Genomic DNA, 17,553 nt, shown 5'->3' on the forward strand with positions numbered 1-17,553 from the left:
TGTCCCGCCCTGGTCAGGGCCGTCGCCGCCCGCTGCGCGCCGGTCGGCCGCCGGGCCGTCGGCGACGATATCCCCCGCGGGTACGCAAACCTGGTGGCGGGGGCGTACGGGGTCGGCCGTAGGCTGGGGCGGTGACGGTACGCGTACGCTTCGCCCCTTCCCCGACTGGCATGTTCCACGTCGGCGGTGCCCGGTCGGCCCTGCAGAACTGGATCTACGCACGGCAGCAGGGCGGTGTCTTCGTGCTGCGGGTGGAGGACACCGACGCGGCCCGGAACCGGCCCGAATGGACCGAGGGGATCCTCTCCGCGCTGGAATGGATCGGGATCGAGCGGGGCAGCTACGAGGGTCCGTACTTCCAGTCCGCCAACGCCGAGCAGCACCGGGCCGCCGCCGAGAAGCTCTACGGTGTGGGCCGCGCCTACTACTGCGACTGCACCCGGGAGATGGTGCAGGCCCGGACCGGGTCGCAGTACCAGGGGTACGACGGCTTCTGCCGGGACCGCAATCTGGGGCCGGGCGAGGGACGGGCGCTGCGTTTCCGTACGCCGGACGAGGGCGAGACCGTGGTGGTCGACCTGATCCGGGGCGAGCCGACGTTCGAGAACCGCCTGATCGAGGACTTCGTGATCGCCCGGGGCGACGGCTCGCCGGTCTTCCTGCTGGCGAACGTCGTGGACGACATGATCATGGAAATCAGCCACGTGATCCGGGCCGAGGAGCACCTGCCGAACACCCCCAAGCAGCAGCTGCTCTGGGAGGCGCTCGGCGTCAAGCCGCCGGTCTGGGCGCACGTACCGGTGGTGGTCAACGAGAAGCGGCAGAAGCTCTCCAAGCGGCGGGACAAGGTCGCCCTGGAGGCGTACAAGGACGAGGGTTACCTCGCCTCGGCGATGCGCAACTACCTGATGCTGCTCGGCTGGGCGCCGTCGGGCGACCGGGAGATCGTGCCCTGGTCGGTGATCGAGTCCGAGTTCCGGCTGGACGAGGTGAACCCCTCGCCCGCCTTCTTCGACGAGAAGAAGCTGCGCGCCTTCAACGGCGAGTACATCCGCGCCCTGCCGGTGGCGGAGTTCATCGCCCTCTGCCAGCCGTGGCTGACCGGCACCGAGACGATCACCCCGCCGCCGTGGCAGCCGGAGGAGTTCGACCCGGCCGCGTTCGCGGCGGTGGCGGAACTGGCCCAGACCCGGATCGCGGTGCTGAGCGAGATCGTGCCGAACGTCGACTTCCTCTTCCTGGCCACTCCGCTGATCGACGAGGCGGCCTGGGCCAAGACCATGAAGGAGGGTTCGGCCGAGCTGCTCGACGCCGCGATCGCGGCCTTCGAGACGCTGGAGACCTGGGAGACCGACCCGCTCAAGGCGACCCTGGAGCAGGTCGGCACGGAGCGTGGGCTCAAGCTCGGCAAGACCCAGGCTCCGGTACGCGTCGCGGTGACCGGCCGTACCGTCGGGTTGCCGCTCTTCGAGTCGCTGGCCGTACTCGGCCGCGAGCGGACGTTGAGCCGGATGCGCGCGGCCCGGGTCCGCCTCCCCTGAGCGGACTCAGCTTTCCCGGGTACGGCGGCGGCGCAGTAGGCCGCCGCCGACCCCGGCGACCAGCAGTACGACCCCACCGACGGCCCACGGCCACCAGGTCGGACCGCCCTTGTCCACCGTGTTCCGTCCGGTGCCGGCGAGCGGGGTGAAGCCAGGCTCGGCCGAGGGCGTGGGCTGCGCCGACGCCCCCACCGGGCTCGGTGGCACCGGCGGGCTCGCTGCTGCCGGGCTCGGTGCGGTGCCGGCCGGTGCGCCGACGGTCACCGTGAAACGGATTCGGCCCTTGACCGGATGCCCGTCACGGGACGGAAGCTCGTACCCGACGGTGTAGAGGCCGGCCGGGCCGGGCCGGAATCCCACCATGACCCTGGCGCCCGAAAAGGTCGGCTCCGCACTTGCGGCCGAAACGTTATCTGGCCCGATGACCGTGATTATGGTGGCGCCGGGATCGAGTTTCGCCAGGAAGGTAAGGGTCAGCTGAGCCGGGGCGCGGTCCAGCCGCGCACCGTCGGATGGATCACTGCTGGTCAACGAGTTGTGTGCGGCGGCCGGCAACGCCGTCAGCAGGACGCAGGCGACGCTGGCGGCGGCCACCAGCGCCCCGGTCCGGGTGAATTTGCCCCCCATGCAGTCCTCCGCGAAGATACGATTCGGCCACCGATCAACGGCTCGTCACCAACTCGACCCTAGATCGCAGATAGCTACAAATACTGCTCGAACAGGTGCAACCGAGCGACGTTCTGCGGAGTCTTTGTAGTGAACGCGACGAACCTGCCCCGGCAGCAGACCGCGTTCCGATCAAGCAACCAGCGCGTGACCTGCATCAAGGCCATCCATCGAACGGGGCGAGGAGGTCAGCGATGATCCGAGAGACGAAGCACCGGCTCACGATCGTCGTCGCGCTGATGGTGGCGGTGGGCTCCTGGCTCGGACTCGCCAGTCCGGCCGCCGCCGCGCCCGCGCCCACTCCGAACGTCGTCACTATCAGTGGCGATGGCATCGACGAGGCCCTGACCGTGCGCGCCGACGCCGACGTGGAACTCTTCGGCGCGGTGCTCGACCAGGTCAGCTGGTTGCGGGGCTCCGGCCAGACCAGTTCCCCGGCCCCCGGCGACCTTGGTCCGAAGTACACCGTCGTGGTGCTGACCGGCGACGTGGCGAAGCAGACCTACGACCTCTACCCGCTGGCCAAGGGCGGCCCCCGGGCGTTCCGTCCGGCGAAGCAGCCGGACAAGAGCAAGGTCAGCGCCGCCTGGTTCTACGGTCGCCTCTCGATGAACGAGACCCTGCAGGCCGCCGGGGTGCCGCTGCCGAACCAGGCGACCTCGGTCAACGGCGGCATCGGCGGTGGCGAACGGGTGATCCGGGAGGACAGCCTCACCCCCGGCAAGGACCTGGACCGGATGTTCGGCGAACTGCGCCACCTGCTGCTGCTCAACGGTGCCGTGGTCGTGGCGATCACGCTCTGCCTGGCCGGCATCTCGTTGCTGGTCCGCCGCCGCACCCGCTGACTCCGTACGGGCGCCTATCCGGCCGACCCGGTGGGATCGTCCGTGATCCGCTGACCCGCCGCGCCCACGTCCACCGCACCCGCGCCCGCGGATGCGGTGGATCCGGAGCGGGTCAGCACGTGGATCCGGAGCGGGTCAGCACGTGGATCCGGAGCGGGTCAGCACCAGCGGTCCGGCGGTCGCTGTCGCCGGTCGCCGCGTACCCGGGGCCGCACCGCCCCGTGCCGGTGTCCGCCGGCCCAACCGGGCAGGCCCGGCTGGCAGGAGGACGCCCGATGCAGTTCCTCGCCGTCCGGCTGCTCCGCGTCGACCGGCTCGCCGCCGCGCTGCCGGGGCACCAGCCCGCCGGCCACCACATCGACCAGACCGTTGTCGGACAACAGCTCCGATGTCGCCCCACCGCCACCGCACGAACCCGGCGATCCGGAACCGGAACCGATCGAGCCGGTACTCGGGCCGGAACCGATCGAACCGGAACCGCTCGGGCCGGTCGTCAGCTCGGCCCCCGCCGGTACGGCTCCGCAGACCCAACGCAGCGGCTTCCCGGTGAAGGCGGGTGACGACTCCTCCGGATCTCCCCGCAGCGGCACCTGCTCGCCGCGGGCGCAGCCGTGCTCGGCCTCCCCGTGCGCCATCCCGGCCTCCTCTTGATTGCCGTCGCCGTGTGGGCGGTTCCCCGGACGACACAGGTCATAGGTGGTGGTAACCACCCTGGGGCTGTTACAAGCCGTACCGGGCAGTGTCACCGTACTGGCCGAAGATGACGGGTCCGACGTCGCCGTGGCTGGAGACCGGGATGGCTGACTGAGAGTGATCCCGGCGGCGCGTCAATCGTCGGTTCAGTAGAGCCTCGCGCTGTCCGGTCGTACGGCACTGTACGGCCATCCGTCGATCCCACCACACCATCGGGCTCCTGCCATCCGACGAATCGAGGACCAGTGCGGAGCCCGACTCCGTCAAACGACGGAGAGGCAGGTGATGATCACGAAGAGTCGGGGCGGTTGGCCGTACCCGCCCCGCGCCCCGTGACGAGCACCGGGACCGGCCGCCGGGACACGAACCGGTCGGTCGCGTACACCGTGAGCGGGACCACGGCCAGCCCCAGCAGCCAGCCACCGAACACGTCGGCGGGCCAGTGCGCGAGCAGCGCCAGGCGGGTCACCCCGATGAAGATCGCGAACAGCGCCGCCAGCGACACCGCGACGACCCGTCCGGTCCGCGCCAACGACGGCCAGAGCAGCAGTACGGCCGTCAGCGCGGTCGCGGTGGCGTTGCTGGTGTGTCCGCTCGGGAAGCCGTTGCTGTGCACCACGACGAAACCGTCGAGTGGTCTGGGGTGGTGCACTCCCCAGTGCAGCAGACCCCAGAGCACCGGCACGAGTACGGTCACCGCGGCGCAGCAGGTGGCGAGCCGGCGCTCACCCCGGGCCAGCAGCCCCCCGCTCGCCACCGCGCCGATCAGCAGGTACGGCACCGTGGCGGAGATGTCGGTGGTGATTCGCAGCACGCTCACCAGCCCCGGATGCCGGTCGCCGTACCTCCGGAAGGCCTCGCTGGTCGCGGCGTCGAAGCTGTCCAACGGCGCCCAGCCGGCGAGCACCAGCCCGGTCAGGACGAGGAACGCGATCGAGGCGAGCAGCGGCAGTACCACCGGCGGACGGGCGATCATCCCCGCATGATGGCACGGACCGCCCGCCCCCCACCCCACATCGTCCTCCTCGCCGGCGCGCCCTCGGTCACTCCTTCGAGGCGGACGTTAGGAAGGGCCCCTTGTTATACAAAAAGCGATAACAAGGGGCCCTTCCTTACCCCCGGGGGTGGCGTGACAGGGTGACGGGATGGTGACCGAGGCGGATGGCGGCGAGCTGGCCGCCACGCTGCGCCGAATCGAACGCGCGGCGGGGGCGTTGGCCACCGCGAGCATGGCCCGGATGGACGAGAGCCTGCCGTGGTTCCGGGGACTGCCGGCAGAGCAGCGGGCCTGGGTCATGCTGGTCGCGCAGGCGGGTGTCCGGTCGCTGGTGGAGTGGCTGCGCGAGGGTGGTGGCGCCCGGGAGAGCCCGCAGGAGGTCTCCGACGAGGTGTTCGCCTCGGCACCCCGGGCGCTGGCCCGGTCGATCAGCCTGCAACAGACGGTCGCGTTGATCAAAGTGACGATCGACGTGGTCGAGGAGCAGGTCCCGGAGTTGGCCGCGCCCGGCGAGGAACACCTGCTCCGCGAGGTGGTGCTGAAGTTCTCCCGGGAGATCGCCTTCGCCGCCGCCCGGGTGTACGCGCGGGCCGCCGAGTCGCGCGGCTCGTGGGACGCCCGGTTGCAGGCGCTGCTGGTGGACGCGCTGCTACGCGGCGACTCGTCGGACGTACTGGCCAGCCGGGCGGCGGCGTTGGGCTGGGCGGACGCTCCACCGGTGGCGGTGGCGGTGGGTCGTTCCCCGGGGGGCGAGGTGGCCGCTGTGCTGCACACGGTCTACCGGGCGGCGCGTCGGATCGGGGTGGAGACGATCGGTGGGGTGCACGGCGACCGGCTCGTCCTGGTGCTTGGCGGGGCGTTGGATCCGATCGCCGCGACGGCTCGGTTGCTCGGTGGCTTCGGCGAGGGTCCGGTGGTGGTCGGGCCGGCGGTGCCGAGCCTGGACGAGGCGACCGACTCGGCCCGGGCCGCCCTTTCCGGGTTCCGGGCGGCTCCGGCGTGGCCGGCCGCGCCGCGCCCGGTGGCCGCTGCCGACCTGTTGCCGGAGCGGGCGCTCGCGGGCGACTCGGAGGCCCGGCGCGGGTTGCGCCAGGACGTTTACGCACCGCTGGTGCGGGCCGGCGGGGAACTGCTGGAGACGATGGACGCGTTCTTCGCGGCGGGCGGGGTGCTGGAGAGCGCGTCGCGCGCACTTTTCGTTCATCCGAACACGGTGCGTTACCGGCTGCGCCGGATCGCGGATGTGACCGGCTTTTCGCCGTTGACTCCGCGTGACGCGTTCGCGTTGCGGATGGCGCTGACGATCGGCCGGCTGGACCCGGCGGCACCGGGCCCACCGTCACCGGGACATTAACGGTCGCTCACCACAAAGGCCCCATAACCCGTACTACCTTCGTTGATCTTTGTAGGAATCCCACAAAGGTCGTAGTGTGGTTTAGTGCCTTGCGGTAAGAACGTGACCGCCCAGTATCCAGCAGAGTCATAACCGTGCTCGCCGTACTCTCCCCTGGCCAAGGCTCACAGAAGCCCGGCTTCCTCACTCCCTGGCTCGACCTGACCGGCACCGAGGCGCGACTGCGCTGGTGGTCGGCGCTCGCCGGGGTGGACCTCGTGCATCTCGGCACCGAGGCCGACGCGGACGAGATCAAGGACACCGCCCGCACCCAGCCACTGCTGGTCGCGGCCGCGTTGCTCGCCGCCGAACACCTTCCGATGTACGACGTCAGCCTCACCGCCGGACACAGCGTCGGCGAACTGGGCGCGGCAGCCCTGGCCGGGGTCGTGCCCGCCGAGGCCGCCATCACGCTCGCCGGCGTACGCGGTCGGGAGATGGCCGCCGCGTGCGCGCTCGAACCGACCGGCATGGCAGCCCTGCTCGGCGGCGACGCGGAGACGGTGAACGCCGCGATCGAGGCGCACGGCCTGTACCCGGCCAACATCAACGGTGCCGGTCAGATCGTCGCCGCCGGTGCGATCGACCGGCTGGAGAAGCTCGCCGCCGACCCGCCGGCCGGCGTCCGGGTACGGATGCTGCCGGTCGCCGGCGCCTTCCACACCCCGTACATGGCCCCGGCCGAGCAGGCGCTCGGCGCCATCGCGGCCGGCATCACCCCGGCCGATCCCGCCCGGCTGCTCCTCTCCAACCTGGACGGGGCCGCGGTCAACCACGGTCGGGACATGCTCCAGCGGCTGGTCCGCCAGGTCACCGCACCCGTGCGCTGGGACCTCTGCATGGCCACCCTCGCCGACCTCGGGGTGACCGGAGTGATCGAACTTCCGCCGGCCGGCACCCTCGCCGGCCTGGTCAAGCGCGAACTCAAGGCCACCGGGGTCCCCGAGATCGTCACCCTCAACACCCCGGACGACCTGCCCGCCGCCCGTGACCTGATCGCCCGCCACGGCATGCCGCCGAGTCACGAGCCCACCATGCAGTTCCGGGTGGTCGTCGCCCCGAGCGCGGGTACGTTCGTACCCGCCACCAGCCTCAACGAGGGCGACTCGATCAAGTCCGGTCAGGTCATCGGTCAGGTCGCCACCCGCCAGGGACCGGTCGACGTGCCCGCGCACTGTGACGGCGTACTCACCGAGTGGCTCGCCTCACCCGACGACCCGGTCGCCCCGGGTCAACCCCTCGCCCGCATCGGAGGACACCTCTCATGAGTCGTATCGTCGCCATGGGGCACTACCAGCCATCGCGGGTACTCACCAACGACGACCTGGCCAAGATCGTCGACACCAACGACGAGTGGATCCGGGACCGGGTGGGGATCGTCACCCGGCGGATCGCGGACAGCGAGACGGTGAGCGACATGGCCACCGCCGCCGCCGACACCGCGCTGGCCAACTCCGGACTCACCGCCGCCGACATCGACCTGGTCGTCGTCGCCACCTGCAGCTCGGTCGACCGGAGCCCGAACGTGGCCTGCCGGGTCGCCGCCAAGCTCGGCATCGACGCCCCCGGCGCGTACGACATCAACACCGCCTGCTCCGGCTTCTCCTACGCGCTCGGCACCGTCGACCACGCGCTGCGCGCCGGAGCGGCCCGCAACGCCCTGGTCATCGGCGCCGAGAAGCTCTCCGACTTCACCGACTGGACCGACCGCTCGACCTGCATCATCTTCGGTGACGGTGCCGGCGCCGCGGTGGTCAGCGCCGACGACGACGGCGACACCCCGGGCATCGGCCCGGTCATCTGGGGCTCGGTGCCGGAGAAGAGCGACGCGGTACGGATCGAGGGCTGGCGCCCGTACATCCAGCAGGAGGGCCAGCAGGTGTTCCGCTGGGCCACCACCGCGCTCGCCCCGCTCGCGCTCCAGGCCTGCGAGCGGGCCGGGGTGGCGCCGGAGGAGATCGCCGCGTTCGTGCCGCACCAGGCCAACCTGCGGATCATCGAGGGAATCGCCAAGCGCCTCGGAATGCCGAACGCGGTGATCGCCCGGGACATCGTCGAGTCCGGCAACACCTCGGCGGCGAGCGTGCCGCTGGCCCTGTCCAAGTTGGTCGAGCAGCGTGCGGTGCCCAAGGGCGCGCCGGTCCTGCTCTTCGGCTTCGGCGGCGGTCTCACCTACGCCGGCCAGGTCGTCCGCTGCCCCTGAGCACCGCGCCTGTACGCACCCCGGTACGCGACCCCCGCGTACCGCATGACCCCACCGGCCGGTTCACGCCGGACGGTGCAGGCGGTATCGTCCGCCAGCGCAGATCCACTTATCGAGAGGAAACAAGCACCATGACGACCCGTGACGAGATCACCGCCGGCCTCGCCGAGATCCTCGAAGAGGTAGCCGGGGTGAACCCGGACGACGTCGCCGAGGAGAAGTCGTTCACCGACGACCTCGACGTCGACTCGCTCTCCATGGTCGAGGTCGTCGTCGCGGCCGAGGAGAAGTTCGGCGTGAAGATCCCCGACAACGAGGTTCAGAACCTCAAGACCGTTGGTGACGCGGTCGCCTACATCCAGGCGCAGTCCTGATCATGAGTCGCCCCGACGTCGTCGTCACCGGGCTCGGCGCGACGACCCCGCTCGGCGGGGACGTCGCGTCGACCTGGGACGCCATGCTCGCCGGCCGCTCCGGGGTGGGACACCTCACCCAGGAGTGGGCCGCGCAACTGCCGGTACGGATCGCCGCCGAGCTCGCCGTGGACCCGTCCGAGGTACTGGACCGGATCAAGCTGCGTCGGCTCGACCGGTCCGAGGCGATCGCCCTGATCGCCGCCCACCAGGCCTGGAACGACTCCGGCCTGGCCGACTCCGGGCTGGACCCGGAGCGGCTCGGGGTGAGCGTCGGCACCGGCATCGGTGGCGCGCAGACCCTGCTCGCCCAGGACGACATCCTGGAGGAGAAGGGCGCGCGTCGGGTCTCCCCGCACACCGTGCCGATGCTGATGCCGAACGGACCGGCCGCCTGGGTCGGGCTCGAACTCGGTGCCCAGGCCGGGGTCCACTCGGTCGCCAGCGCCTGCGCGACCGGTGCGGAGGCGATCGCGCTCGGACTGGACATGATCCGTTCGGGCCGCGCCGACGTGGTCGTGGCCGGTGGCACCGAGGCGGTCATCCACCCGCTGCCGATCGCCGGGTTCGCCTCCGCGCGGGCCATGTCGATCCGCAACGACGACCCGGAGACCGCCTCCCGCCCCTGGGACAAGGGCCGCGACGGCTTCGTCCTCGGTGAGGGTGCCGGCATCCTCGTCCTCGAACGGGCCGACCACGCCGCCGCGCGTGGCGCCAGGGTCTACGCCCGGCTCGCCGGTGCCGGGATCACCTCGGACGGCTACGACATCGTCCAGCCGCACCCGGAGGGCGCCGGCTTCAAGCGGGCCATCCGGTTCGCCCTCGCCGACGCCGACCTCGACAAGTCGGACATCGTGCACGTGAACGCGCACGCGACCTCGACCCCGGTCGGCGACATGCTCGAAGTGGCCGGCCTGCGCTCCGCGCTCGGCGACCACCCGGTACTGACCGCCACCAAGTCGCTGATCGGGCACCTGCTCGGCGCGGCCGGCGCGGTCGAGTCGATCGCCACCATCCTGGCCATGCGCGACGGGATCGTCCCTCCAACGATCAACCTCGACGACCCGGAGGACGGCCTGCTCGACGTGGTCGCGCACAAGCCACGCCAGATGGACATCCCCGCGGCCCTGAACAACTCGTTCGGCTTCGGCGGCCACAACGTGGCTCTCATCTTCACCCGGGCCTGAGATTAACCGCCTGCTCCGGTCGGGTACGCCCGACGTACCCGACCGGAGTGTGATTGGAGGCGTACGTGACCACCACCTCTGTCAGCGCTGATTCGTCGACCGTGGACTACCGCGACCCTGAGCTGCGACTCCGGGCGCTCTTCGACGACGGCTCACTACGCCTGCTGATGCCGCGCGACGACTCGGGCGTGCTCTGGGCCCGGGGCGAGATCGACGGCACCCCGGCGGTGGCGTACGCGACCGACGCGACCCGGATGGGTGGCGCGATGGGCACCGTCGGGTGCCAGCACATCGTCGAGGCGATCGACACCGCGGTCCGCGACCGGGTGCCGGTGCTCGGGCTCTGGCACTCCGGCGGCGCCCGGCTGGCCGAGGGCGTGGTGGCACTCGACGCGGTCGGCCAGGTCTTCGCCGCCATGGTGCGCGCCTCCGGACGGGTGCCGCAGATCTCGGTAGTGCTCGGCCCGGCGGCCGGTGGCGCCGCGTACGGCCCGGCCCTGACCGACATCGTGGTGATGAGCGGCGCCGGCCGGATCTTCGTGACCGGGCCGGAGGTGGTCCGCAGCGTCACCGGTGAGCAGGTCGACATGGAGCGGCTCGGCGGCCCCGAACCGCACGGTCGCCGCTCCGGCGTGGTGCACGTGACCACCAAGGACGACGAGTCGGCCCTGGCCGAGTCGCGCAAGCTGGCCGCGCTCCTGGGCCACCAGGGTCGGCTCAGCCCGGCTGACATCCCGGCCGCCGGTCAGGAGGGCCACGACCTCGCCGCGCTGATGCCGGCCGAGACCAACCGGGCGTACGACGTCAAGCCGGTGGTGAAGGCGCTGCTCGACGCCGCCGGGGTGGAGTTGCACGCCAAGTGGGCGCCGAACGTGGTCACCGTGCTCGGACGTTTCGCCGGCCGTACCGTCGGCGTGATCGCGAACAACCCGCTGCGCCTCGGCGGCTGCCTGGACGCCTCCAGCGCCGAGAAGGCGGCCCGGTTCGTGCGCATGTGCGACTCGCTCGGGGTGCCGCTGATCGTGCTGGTCGACGTGCCGGGTTACCTGCCCGGTCTCGGTCAGGAGTGGGACGGCGTGGTACGCCGGGGCGCCAAGCTGCTGCACGCCTTCGCCGAGGCGGTCGTGCCCCGGGTGACCCTGGTGACCCGCAAGGCGTACGGCGGCGCGTACATCGCGATGAACTCGCGTTCGCTCGGTGCCACCGCCGTCTTCGCCTGGCCGAACGCGGAGGTTGCCGTGATGGGCGCCTCGGCTGCGGTCAACATTCTGCACCGCAAGAAGCTCGCCGCCACCCCGGCGGCGGAGCGGGAGGCGCTGCGGGCACAGTTGATCGAGGAGCAGACCAAGACCGCCGGTGGGGTGAACCGGGCGCTGGAGATCGGCGTGGTCGACGACGTGATCGAGCCGGCGCAGACCCGCCGCCGGATCGCCGACGCCCTGGCCGCCGCCCCGGCCGCCCGCGGCTCCCACGGCAACATCCCGCTGTAACGGTGTAAGGAAGGGCCCCTTGTTAACGCATAGCGTTAACAAGGGGCCCTTCCTTACACCCGGGGCGGTTCGGGCGGGCGGAGGTGTCCGATTAGGGTTTACTCCCGTGGAAGCCACCGAGATCCGCAAGCTGGCCGCCCTCGAGGACACCCACTGGTGGTACCGGGAACGCCGGGCCCTGCTCGCCCGCGCGTTGCGCCGGCTCGCCACGGCCGGCGCGGGACCGGACCGGACCGGCGGTAGGGCGCTGGACATCGGGGCCGCTGGCGGCGGCAACACCCGGGTCCTGCGGGCACACGGGTGGCGTCCGGTGGCGCTGGAGTACAGCCCGGAGGGGGCCGAGGTGGCCGCCGAACGCGGGCTCCAGGTGTTGCGCGCGGATGCCCGGCACCTGCCACTGCCCTCGGCGAGCCTCGGCCTGGTGGTCGCCTTCGACATCCTCGAACACATCGAGGAGGACGCGCTCGCGGCGGCGGAGATCCGGCGTACGCTGCGCCCCGGCGGGACCGCGCTGATCGCCGTACCGTGCGACATGCGGCTCTGGTCGGCCCACGACGTGGCGGTCGGGCACGTACGACGTTACGACCGGACATCGCTGGTGTCGGTGCTGGAGCAGGCCGGCCTGGTCGTCGACGACCTGTGGAGCTGGAACGTGGTGCTCCGCCCGGTCGCCGCCTGGCGCCGCCGCCGCTCCACCGGCAGCGACCTCGACGACCTGCCCGGCCTGGTCAACTTCGGCCTGCGCGCGGTCATCACCGCCGAACGCTATCTGCCGGTCAGGTCGCTACCCGGGGTGTCGCTGATGCTCCGCGCCCACCGCCCCTGACGCGCCGCCCACCACCCCTGACGCGCGGGCGCGCGGGGACGGGCGGGGCGGGCGGGTAACCGGCGCCGCCGGTCAGCGGAGCTGGTAGACGGCGAGCCGGCCGTTGTCGAAACGGCGGTCCGCCAGGGTGGCCAACACCTCGGCCTCCTGCCCGACGGAACGGTCCACGACCAGCCAGCGCACGCCGTAGCGGTCCCGCAGATCGGCGAGGCCGGCCTCGGTCGGGGCGGTGAAGGCCGCGTCGTTGGCCCGCAGCCGCGTCTGGTCCCAGAACGGGACGTACGGCCCGTCCGGCTGCCCGACCAGTTTGGGGGTGAACGCCCACCCCTCGACCAGCACCGAGCGCTCGGTGTACGCGCTGACCCAGAACGACCGGGCGTCGCACCTGCCGTTGACCACCGCACGGCAGTACGCGTTGGTCGCCACCACGTCGTCTGCTTCGCTGTGCTCGTACACCCAGCGGGCCGCCGCCACCCGGGACTGCGGCATCGGCACCACCGCGTACGCCCCGCCGTTGGCGTAGCGGTGTGCCGCCGCCGCGTCCATCACCAGCCCCGGCGCCCCGGCGACCAGGATTCCGGTGAGCAGTACGGCGGCACCCCGGCCGCGCAGTCCGGTCCAGCGACCGGCCAGGGCCGGCCAGACCAGGGCGCCGAGCAGGGCGAGACCGGTGAGGGCCGCCGCCCACCAGAGCAGTGGCCGCAGCGGGTCCCAGACCGGGCCGGGGTGGACGATGGCCTGGTTGTTCAGCTGGATCAGGCAGAGCAGCAGCGCGAACCCGGCCGCGCCGGTGGCGAGCAGCACCCGGCCCCGCCGGTTCAGCCGGGCCCGTTCGATCAGTTCGGCGTATCCCCAACCGGAGGCGATCACGCCGAAGGCGAAGCCGGCCCGGGTGAAGTACTGGTTGCTGCTGCCGGGGTGCCCGACCAGCAGGTAGATCACGGGGCCGATGACCGCGCCGCCGAGCAGGAACACCTGCACCGGTTCGAGCCGGAACCGGCGGTGGTGCAGCAGCGCCACGATGCCGGCCAGCCGCAGTTGCAGGTTGAGCAGGAAGGCCAACCCCACCGCGCCCCAGAGCAGGACGGAGGCACCGGCACCCCGGTCGGCGGCGGCGCCGACGAAGGGCCGGAGGCCGGAGAAGGGGTCGACGGTCACGCCGTGGCTCTCGAAGGCGAAGAGGACTGCGGTGGCGAAGCCCTGCGCGGCGAGCGCCAGCATCCCGGCGACGATCACCGACCAGGCGAGCCGGCGACGTACCACCAGCGCGACCAGGGCGGTCAGCCCGAGCGCGGCGGCGACCACCGGCACCGAGCTGGCCTTGGCACCGGTGGAGGCGGCGAGCAGCAGCACCACCAGCACCCAGGCACCCCGTCCCAGCGGCGGTACGGCGACACCCCGGGCCGGGCCGATCCGGTCGGCCAGGACCGCGATCAGCGGCAGCAGCAGGACCCAGCTGTACGTCATCGACGGGCTGCCCCAGACGATGAAGGTCGCCTGGGTGCCGAAGAGCTGACGGATGCCGTTCTCGTAGCCGAACTCGCCTACGGTGAACATCAGCGCGGCCGCCACCGCACCCGCGTACGGGCGGCCGCTGATCCGCCAGCCGACGACCGCGACCAGCAGCACCGCGAGCAGGCAGAGCGTCGGTACGGCCAGCCGGAAGAAGACCGTGGGCAGGTCCACCCCGCTGACCAGGTTCGCCGCCGCCATGTGGGCGAAGCCGAACCAGTGGTAGTGCAGTGGTTCCCCGGCGACCTGCGGCACCTCCGGCGGCATCTGGTGGGTGGCCGCACCGGCGATGGAGAGCTGGAACGGCAGGTCGATGTACTGCGCCTGCTCCTCCCCGAGGGGGAGGATCGGGTTGCGGTAGAGGAACGACTCGGCCAGGTAGATGGTGAAGCCGGCGATGATCGCCGCGACCGACCAGGCCCAGCCGGTCGGGACCGGGGTGTAGCCGGTGACCCGCCAGTGCCGGCGCAGCCGGGGTACGGCCACGAAGGGCAGCACCACCGCGAGCGGCCAGAGCCACAGCCGGTGTTCGAGCCCGAGTCCGGTGAAGACCGCCCAGGCGGCCAGTTCCAGCACCAGCCCGACGGCGGCGCCGACGGCGAGGTCCTCGACCAGGGTGTGTGGCCGGGCCCGTAGCGCGCGGTAGACGAGGGTGCCGGGGAGCACCACGGCGAGCAGGGCGTACCCGGTGTAGCGGGCGATGTCCAGGGCCGGGGTGTCGGCGCTGAGCAGGATGACGACGACGAAGACGAAGGCGGCGAGCGCGGGTGCGTACCGGGGCAGCGCCTCGGCGGCCCGGTGGGGGCGGGTGGTCGGGGTGCCGAGTGCCGGCGCCCCGTCGGCGACGGCGGTCACCGCAGTGTGTCGGCGAGCGCGGCCCCGGTGCCGTCGCCGGCCGGTACGTCGCGGGCGGCACCGTTGACGACCGTCGGTGCGGGGGCGGGTGGTTCGCCGTCGGCGGTGTCGGTGGCGACGAAGTAGGCCGGTCGCCCCTGTACCGCGGTGTAGATCCGAGCCACGTACTCCCCCAGCAGACCGAGACAGAGCAACTGGACGGCCCCGAGGAAGAGCACCGCCACGTAGAGCGAAGGCCAGCCGCTGACCGTCGCGCCGAAGAAGTAGGCGACCACGGCGACCACCACCAGCAGCCCGCAGATCGCCACCCCGGCCAGGCCGAGCCAGGTGGCGAAGCGCAGCGGCGCGGCGGAGAAGCTGGTCACGCTGTCGGCGGCGAGCCCCACCATCCGGGACATCGGGTATTTGGTTCTCCCGGCCGCCCGGCTGTCGCGCAGGTAGGTCACCTCGCCGCTGGGAAAACCGAGCCAGGGTACGACCAGCCGCAGCACCGGGGTCCGTTCCGGCAGTTCCCGCAGCGCCTCCACGGCGGCCCGGCTGAGCAGCCGGAAGTCACCGGCCTGGGCGGGCACCTGTTTGCCGACGAGCCGGCGCATCAGCCGGTAGTACAGCCCGGCGGTCCACCGCTTGAAGAACGTGTCGGTACGCCGGTCGGCGCGCACCCCGTACACGATGTCGAGTTGCCCGAGCCGGGCGGCGTCGAGCATGTCGGCGATCGTCTCCGGCGGATCCTGGAGGTCGGCGTCGAGGCTGACCACGTAGTCCCCACGGGCCCGCAGCACCCCGGCGACCAGCGCCGCCTGGTGCCCGCTGTTGCGCCGCAGCCGCAGCACCCGCAACTGTGGCCAGGTGGCCCGGGCGCGGGCGAGTGCGTTCGCCGTGCCGTCGGTGCTGCCGTCGTCGACGGCCACCACCTCGTACGGTTCGGCGAGCCCGTCGAGGACGCCCCGCAGCCGCTCGACCAGCAGCGGGAGGACGCTCTCCTCGTTGAACATGGGCACGACCACGGACAGCACCGGTCCCGGTTGCGTCACGGCCCGCGCACCCCCTCCGGTCGACCCGGCGGACAGGCGAACGCTACCAGCCGCCGGGGTTCGACAGCTCGACGATGGGTGGCCGGTGGACGTATCGCCGGCCCGCTCCGGGTCAGGCGGTGCAGGAACCGCGGGACAGGCCGGTCACCGGGACCGGGGAGTGTCCGGTCGGGCGGGCCTTGCCGGCGAGTACGTCGGCCAGCGCCGCCATCGAGACGGTGCTGGAGGAGTAGGTCGCCAGCAGCACCGGGGACTTCGCCGATTCCAGCAGGTACGGGGTGTCCATCGCCACGGTCACGCCGGCGGTGGCGTTCAGGTCGGCGGCGGCGTCGCCGTAGCCGACCAGGTGCACGACGGTGCCGCCCTGCGGGACCACCTGCACCCCGGCCGCGGTCAGCGCGGAGGCGAGCGCGGCGGCGGTCTTCTCCCGGCCGTTCGAGGCGGTGACGGTCACCGGCCCGCGTACCGCCGCCTCGGCGCAGGTGCCGCGCAGCGCGGTGACCGACGCGGTCGCGACCCGCCGGGCGGCCTCCCGGTGGGCCGCGCTGTCGAGCGTCGACATCGCCGGTGCGGTGCGCCCGGCGAGCGTGAACTTCAGGGTGAGCACCCGGGTCGCCGCTTCGACCAGCCGGGTACGGGGCAGTGTCCCGGCGCGTACGGCGGCGAGCAGCCCGTCGTACGCCTGGGTGACGTTCGGCGGCATCAGCAGCAGGTCGTTGCCGGCGTTGATGGCCCGTACGGCGGCCTCGCCCGGCGGGTAGACCTCTGCCGGTGCCATGTTCATGCCGTCCGAGACGACCACACCCTTGAAGCCGAGTTCTCCGCGGAGCAGGTCGGTCAGCACCTTGTGCGAGAAGGTCGCCGAGGTGCCGGGGTCGATCGCGGTCACGTCGAGGTGGCCGGACATGACCAGCCCGGCGCCGGCCGCGATGCCGGCGGTGAACGGCGGCAGGTCCCCGGCGTCGAGCGCGGCCCGGTCCTGGGTGAGCACCGGCAGGTTGTCGTGCGAGTCGGCGGCGGTGTGGCCGTGCCCGGGGAAGTGCTTGAGGGTGGCCGCGACGCCCGCCCCCTGTAGGCCCCGGACGGCGGCGGCCACCTGGGCCGAGGTCGCCTTCGGGTCGTCGCCGAAGGAGCGGGAGCCGATCACGGTGCTGTGCGCCCCGAGTACGTCGGCGTCCGGGGCGAAGTCGACGTTGATGCCGAGGGCGGCGAGTTCGGTGCCGGCGGCCTGCCAGGCGCTCTCGGTCAGGGCCGGGTCCGCGGCGGCGCCGAAAGCCATCGCGCTGGGCAGTACGGTCACCCCGGTGCCGATCCGGGTGACCACGCCGAATTCCTGGTCGGTGCCGATCAGCAGTGGTGCGGCACCGGCCGGTAGCTGGGCCCCGGCGGCCTGCAGACCGCCGGTCAGCTCGTGCACCTGGGCCGGGTTGTCGACGTTGGTGGTGACCTGGTTCTTGCCGGTCGGGTCGTCGGCGGAGAAGCCGACCAGGATCAGCCCGCCGAGCCGGTACTTCGCGATCATCTCGGCCGGGGTGTCCACCCCGGCCAGGGCCTTGTTCCCGGCTGCCGAGCCGGCGGTGACCTTGGTCGCCGAGTTGCCGTAGGCGTACGGCATCAGCACCTGGCCGACCATGTCCTCGTCGGTGAGGCGGCCGACCAGTTCGGCCGCCCGCGCCGCCGGGTCGGCCCCGCCGGACGGGCCGGGGGCGACCGGGGTGGCGGATCCGCACTGCTGCCCGGCCGGGCAGCCGGGGTCCGCGCCGGTGGCGCCCTGGTCGGATCGACCGGCACAGCCGGTCGCGGTCAGCGCGGCCAGAACGGCGAGCGCGGCGAGGGTACGCCGGAGGGGGATCGGCATGGTGTCATCCCATCAGTCCCCTCCTTATCCGGGCAACTTG

15 protein-coding genes are annotated in these 17,553 nt (G+C 72.2%); 9 read left to right on the top strand and 6 right to left on the bottom strand.

Features of this window, described 5'->3' with window-relative positions; all coding sequences use genetic code 11:
• Nucleotides 1-131: 131 nt before the first annotated feature.
• Nucleotides 132-1,541 carry a glutamate--tRNA ligase gene (gene gltX / locus BDK92_RS08665; protein ID WP_121156246.1) on the top strand — a complete coding sequence of 470 codons (1,410 nt, stop codon included), beginning with the start codon at nucleotides 132-134 and terminating at the stop codon, nucleotides 1,539-1,541.
• A 6-nt stretch (nucleotides 1,542-1,547) separates the two neighbouring features.
• Here the strand turns inward: gltX and BDK92_RS08670 are convergent, their stop codons facing one another.
• Nucleotides 1,548-2,168: a copper resistance CopC family protein gene (locus BDK92_RS08670; RefSeq protein ID WP_121156248.1), complete on the bottom strand. Its 621-nt coding sequence runs from the start codon at nucleotides 2,166-2,168 to the stop codon at nucleotides 1,548-1,550.
• A 233-nt stretch (nucleotides 2,169-2,401) separates the two neighbouring features.
• On the opposite strand from BDK92_RS08670, the gene BDK92_RS08675 reads away from it, so the two are divergent.
• Entirely contained in the window at nucleotides 2,402-3,052 is a 651-nt protein-coding gene (locus BDK92_RS08675) for a hypothetical protein (protein WP_121156250.1), read from the top strand.
• 158 nt (nucleotides 3,053-3,210) lie between these two features.
• Here BDK92_RS08675 and BDK92_RS41105 read toward each other — a convergent pair whose 3' ends face one another.
• Together BDK92_RS41105 and BDK92_RS08685 are read right to left on the bottom strand one after the other, a co-directional pair.
• Nucleotides 3,211-3,687 (bottom strand): hypothetical protein, encoded by a 477-nt coding sequence (locus BDK92_RS41105; RefSeq protein ID WP_121156252.1) that lies wholly within the window; start codon nucleotides 3,685-3,687, stop codon nucleotides 3,211-3,213.
• Nucleotides 3,688-4,034: 347 nt separating this feature from the next.
• The gene (locus tag BDK92_RS08685; RefSeq protein ID WP_121156254.1) at nucleotides 4,035-4,721 is read right to left on the bottom strand and encodes a phosphatase PAP2 family protein; all 687 of its coding nucleotides are present in this window, start codon (nucleotides 4,719-4,721) and stop codon (nucleotides 4,035-4,037) included.
• Between the two features lie 169 nt (nucleotides 4,722-4,890).
• Here BDK92_RS08685 and BDK92_RS08690 point away from each other — a divergent pair, with 169 nt between their 5' ends.
• From BDK92_RS08690 to BDK92_RS08720, 7 genes are all read left to right on the top strand, one after another.
• Nucleotides 4,891-6,096 carry a PucR family transcriptional regulator gene (locus tag BDK92_RS08690; RefSeq protein ID WP_211349142.1) on the top strand — a complete coding sequence of 402 codons (1,206 nt, stop codon included), beginning with the start codon at nucleotides 4,891-4,893 and terminating at the stop codon, nucleotides 6,094-6,096.
• 134 nt (nucleotides 6,097-6,230) lie between these two features.
• Nucleotides 6,231-7,403: an acyltransferase domain-containing protein gene (locus tag BDK92_RS08695; RefSeq protein WP_121156255.1), complete on the top strand. Its 1,173-nt coding sequence runs from the start codon at nucleotides 6,231-6,233 to the stop codon at nucleotides 7,401-7,403.
• Entirely contained in the window at nucleotides 7,400-8,338 is a 939-nt protein-coding gene (locus tag BDK92_RS08700) for a beta-ketoacyl-ACP synthase III (protein WP_121156256.1), read from the top strand. The genes BDK92_RS08695 and BDK92_RS08700 overlap by 4 nt, the downstream gene beginning before the upstream one ends.
• Before the next feature lie 131 nt (nucleotides 8,339-8,469).
• On the top strand, nucleotides 8,470-8,712 hold the full coding sequence (locus BDK92_RS08705) for an acyl carrier protein (RefSeq protein WP_121156257.1): 243 nt from the start codon (nucleotides 8,470-8,472) through the stop codon (nucleotides 8,710-8,712).
• Nucleotides 8,713-8,714: 2 nt separating this feature from the next.
• Nucleotides 8,715-9,938, top strand: coding sequence for a beta-ketoacyl-ACP synthase II (gene fabF, locus BDK92_RS08710; RefSeq protein ID WP_121156258.1), 1,224 nt, complete (start codon nucleotides 8,715-8,717; stop codon nucleotides 9,936-9,938).
• Between the two features lie 65 nt (nucleotides 9,939-10,003).
• Nucleotides 10,004-11,428 carry an acyl-CoA carboxylase subunit beta gene (locus BDK92_RS08715; RefSeq protein ID WP_121161840.1) on the top strand — a complete coding sequence of 475 codons (1,425 nt, stop codon included), beginning with the start codon at nucleotides 10,004-10,006 and terminating at the stop codon, nucleotides 11,426-11,428.
• A 106-nt stretch (nucleotides 11,429-11,534) separates the two neighbouring features.
• The gene (locus BDK92_RS08720) at nucleotides 11,535-12,254 is read left to right on the top strand and encodes a class I SAM-dependent methyltransferase (protein WP_121156259.1); all 720 of its coding nucleotides are present in this window, start codon (nucleotides 11,535-11,537) and stop codon (nucleotides 12,252-12,254) included.
• A 72-nt stretch (nucleotides 12,255-12,326) separates the two neighbouring features.
• Here BDK92_RS08720 and BDK92_RS08725 read toward each other — a convergent pair whose 3' ends face one another.
• The 3 genes from BDK92_RS08725 to BDK92_RS08735 form a co-directional block, all read right to left on the bottom strand.
• A complete protein-coding gene (locus BDK92_RS08725; RefSeq protein ID WP_121156260.1) occupies nucleotides 12,327-14,621 on the bottom strand; it encodes a hypothetical protein in 2,295 nt (764 codons plus the stop codon).
• Nucleotides 14,618-15,655, bottom strand: coding sequence for a glycosyltransferase family 2 protein (locus tag BDK92_RS08730; RefSeq protein WP_281278618.1), 1,038 nt, complete (start codon nucleotides 15,653-15,655; stop codon nucleotides 14,618-14,620). The genes BDK92_RS08725 and BDK92_RS08730 overlap by 4 nt, the downstream gene beginning before the upstream one ends.
• Before the next feature lie 112 nt (nucleotides 15,656-15,767).
• Nucleotides 15,768-17,513 carry a glycoside hydrolase family 3 protein gene (locus tag BDK92_RS08735; RefSeq protein ID WP_121156261.1) on the bottom strand — a complete coding sequence of 582 codons (1,746 nt, stop codon included), beginning with the start codon at nucleotides 17,511-17,513 and terminating at the stop codon, nucleotides 15,768-15,770.
• Nucleotides 17,514-17,553 lie beyond the last annotated feature (40 nt).

Source organism: Micromonospora pisi (genome assembly GCF_003633685.1).
Taxonomy (GTDB): Bacteria; Actinomycetota; Actinomycetes; order Mycobacteriales; family Micromonosporaceae; genus Micromonospora_G; species Micromonospora_G pisi.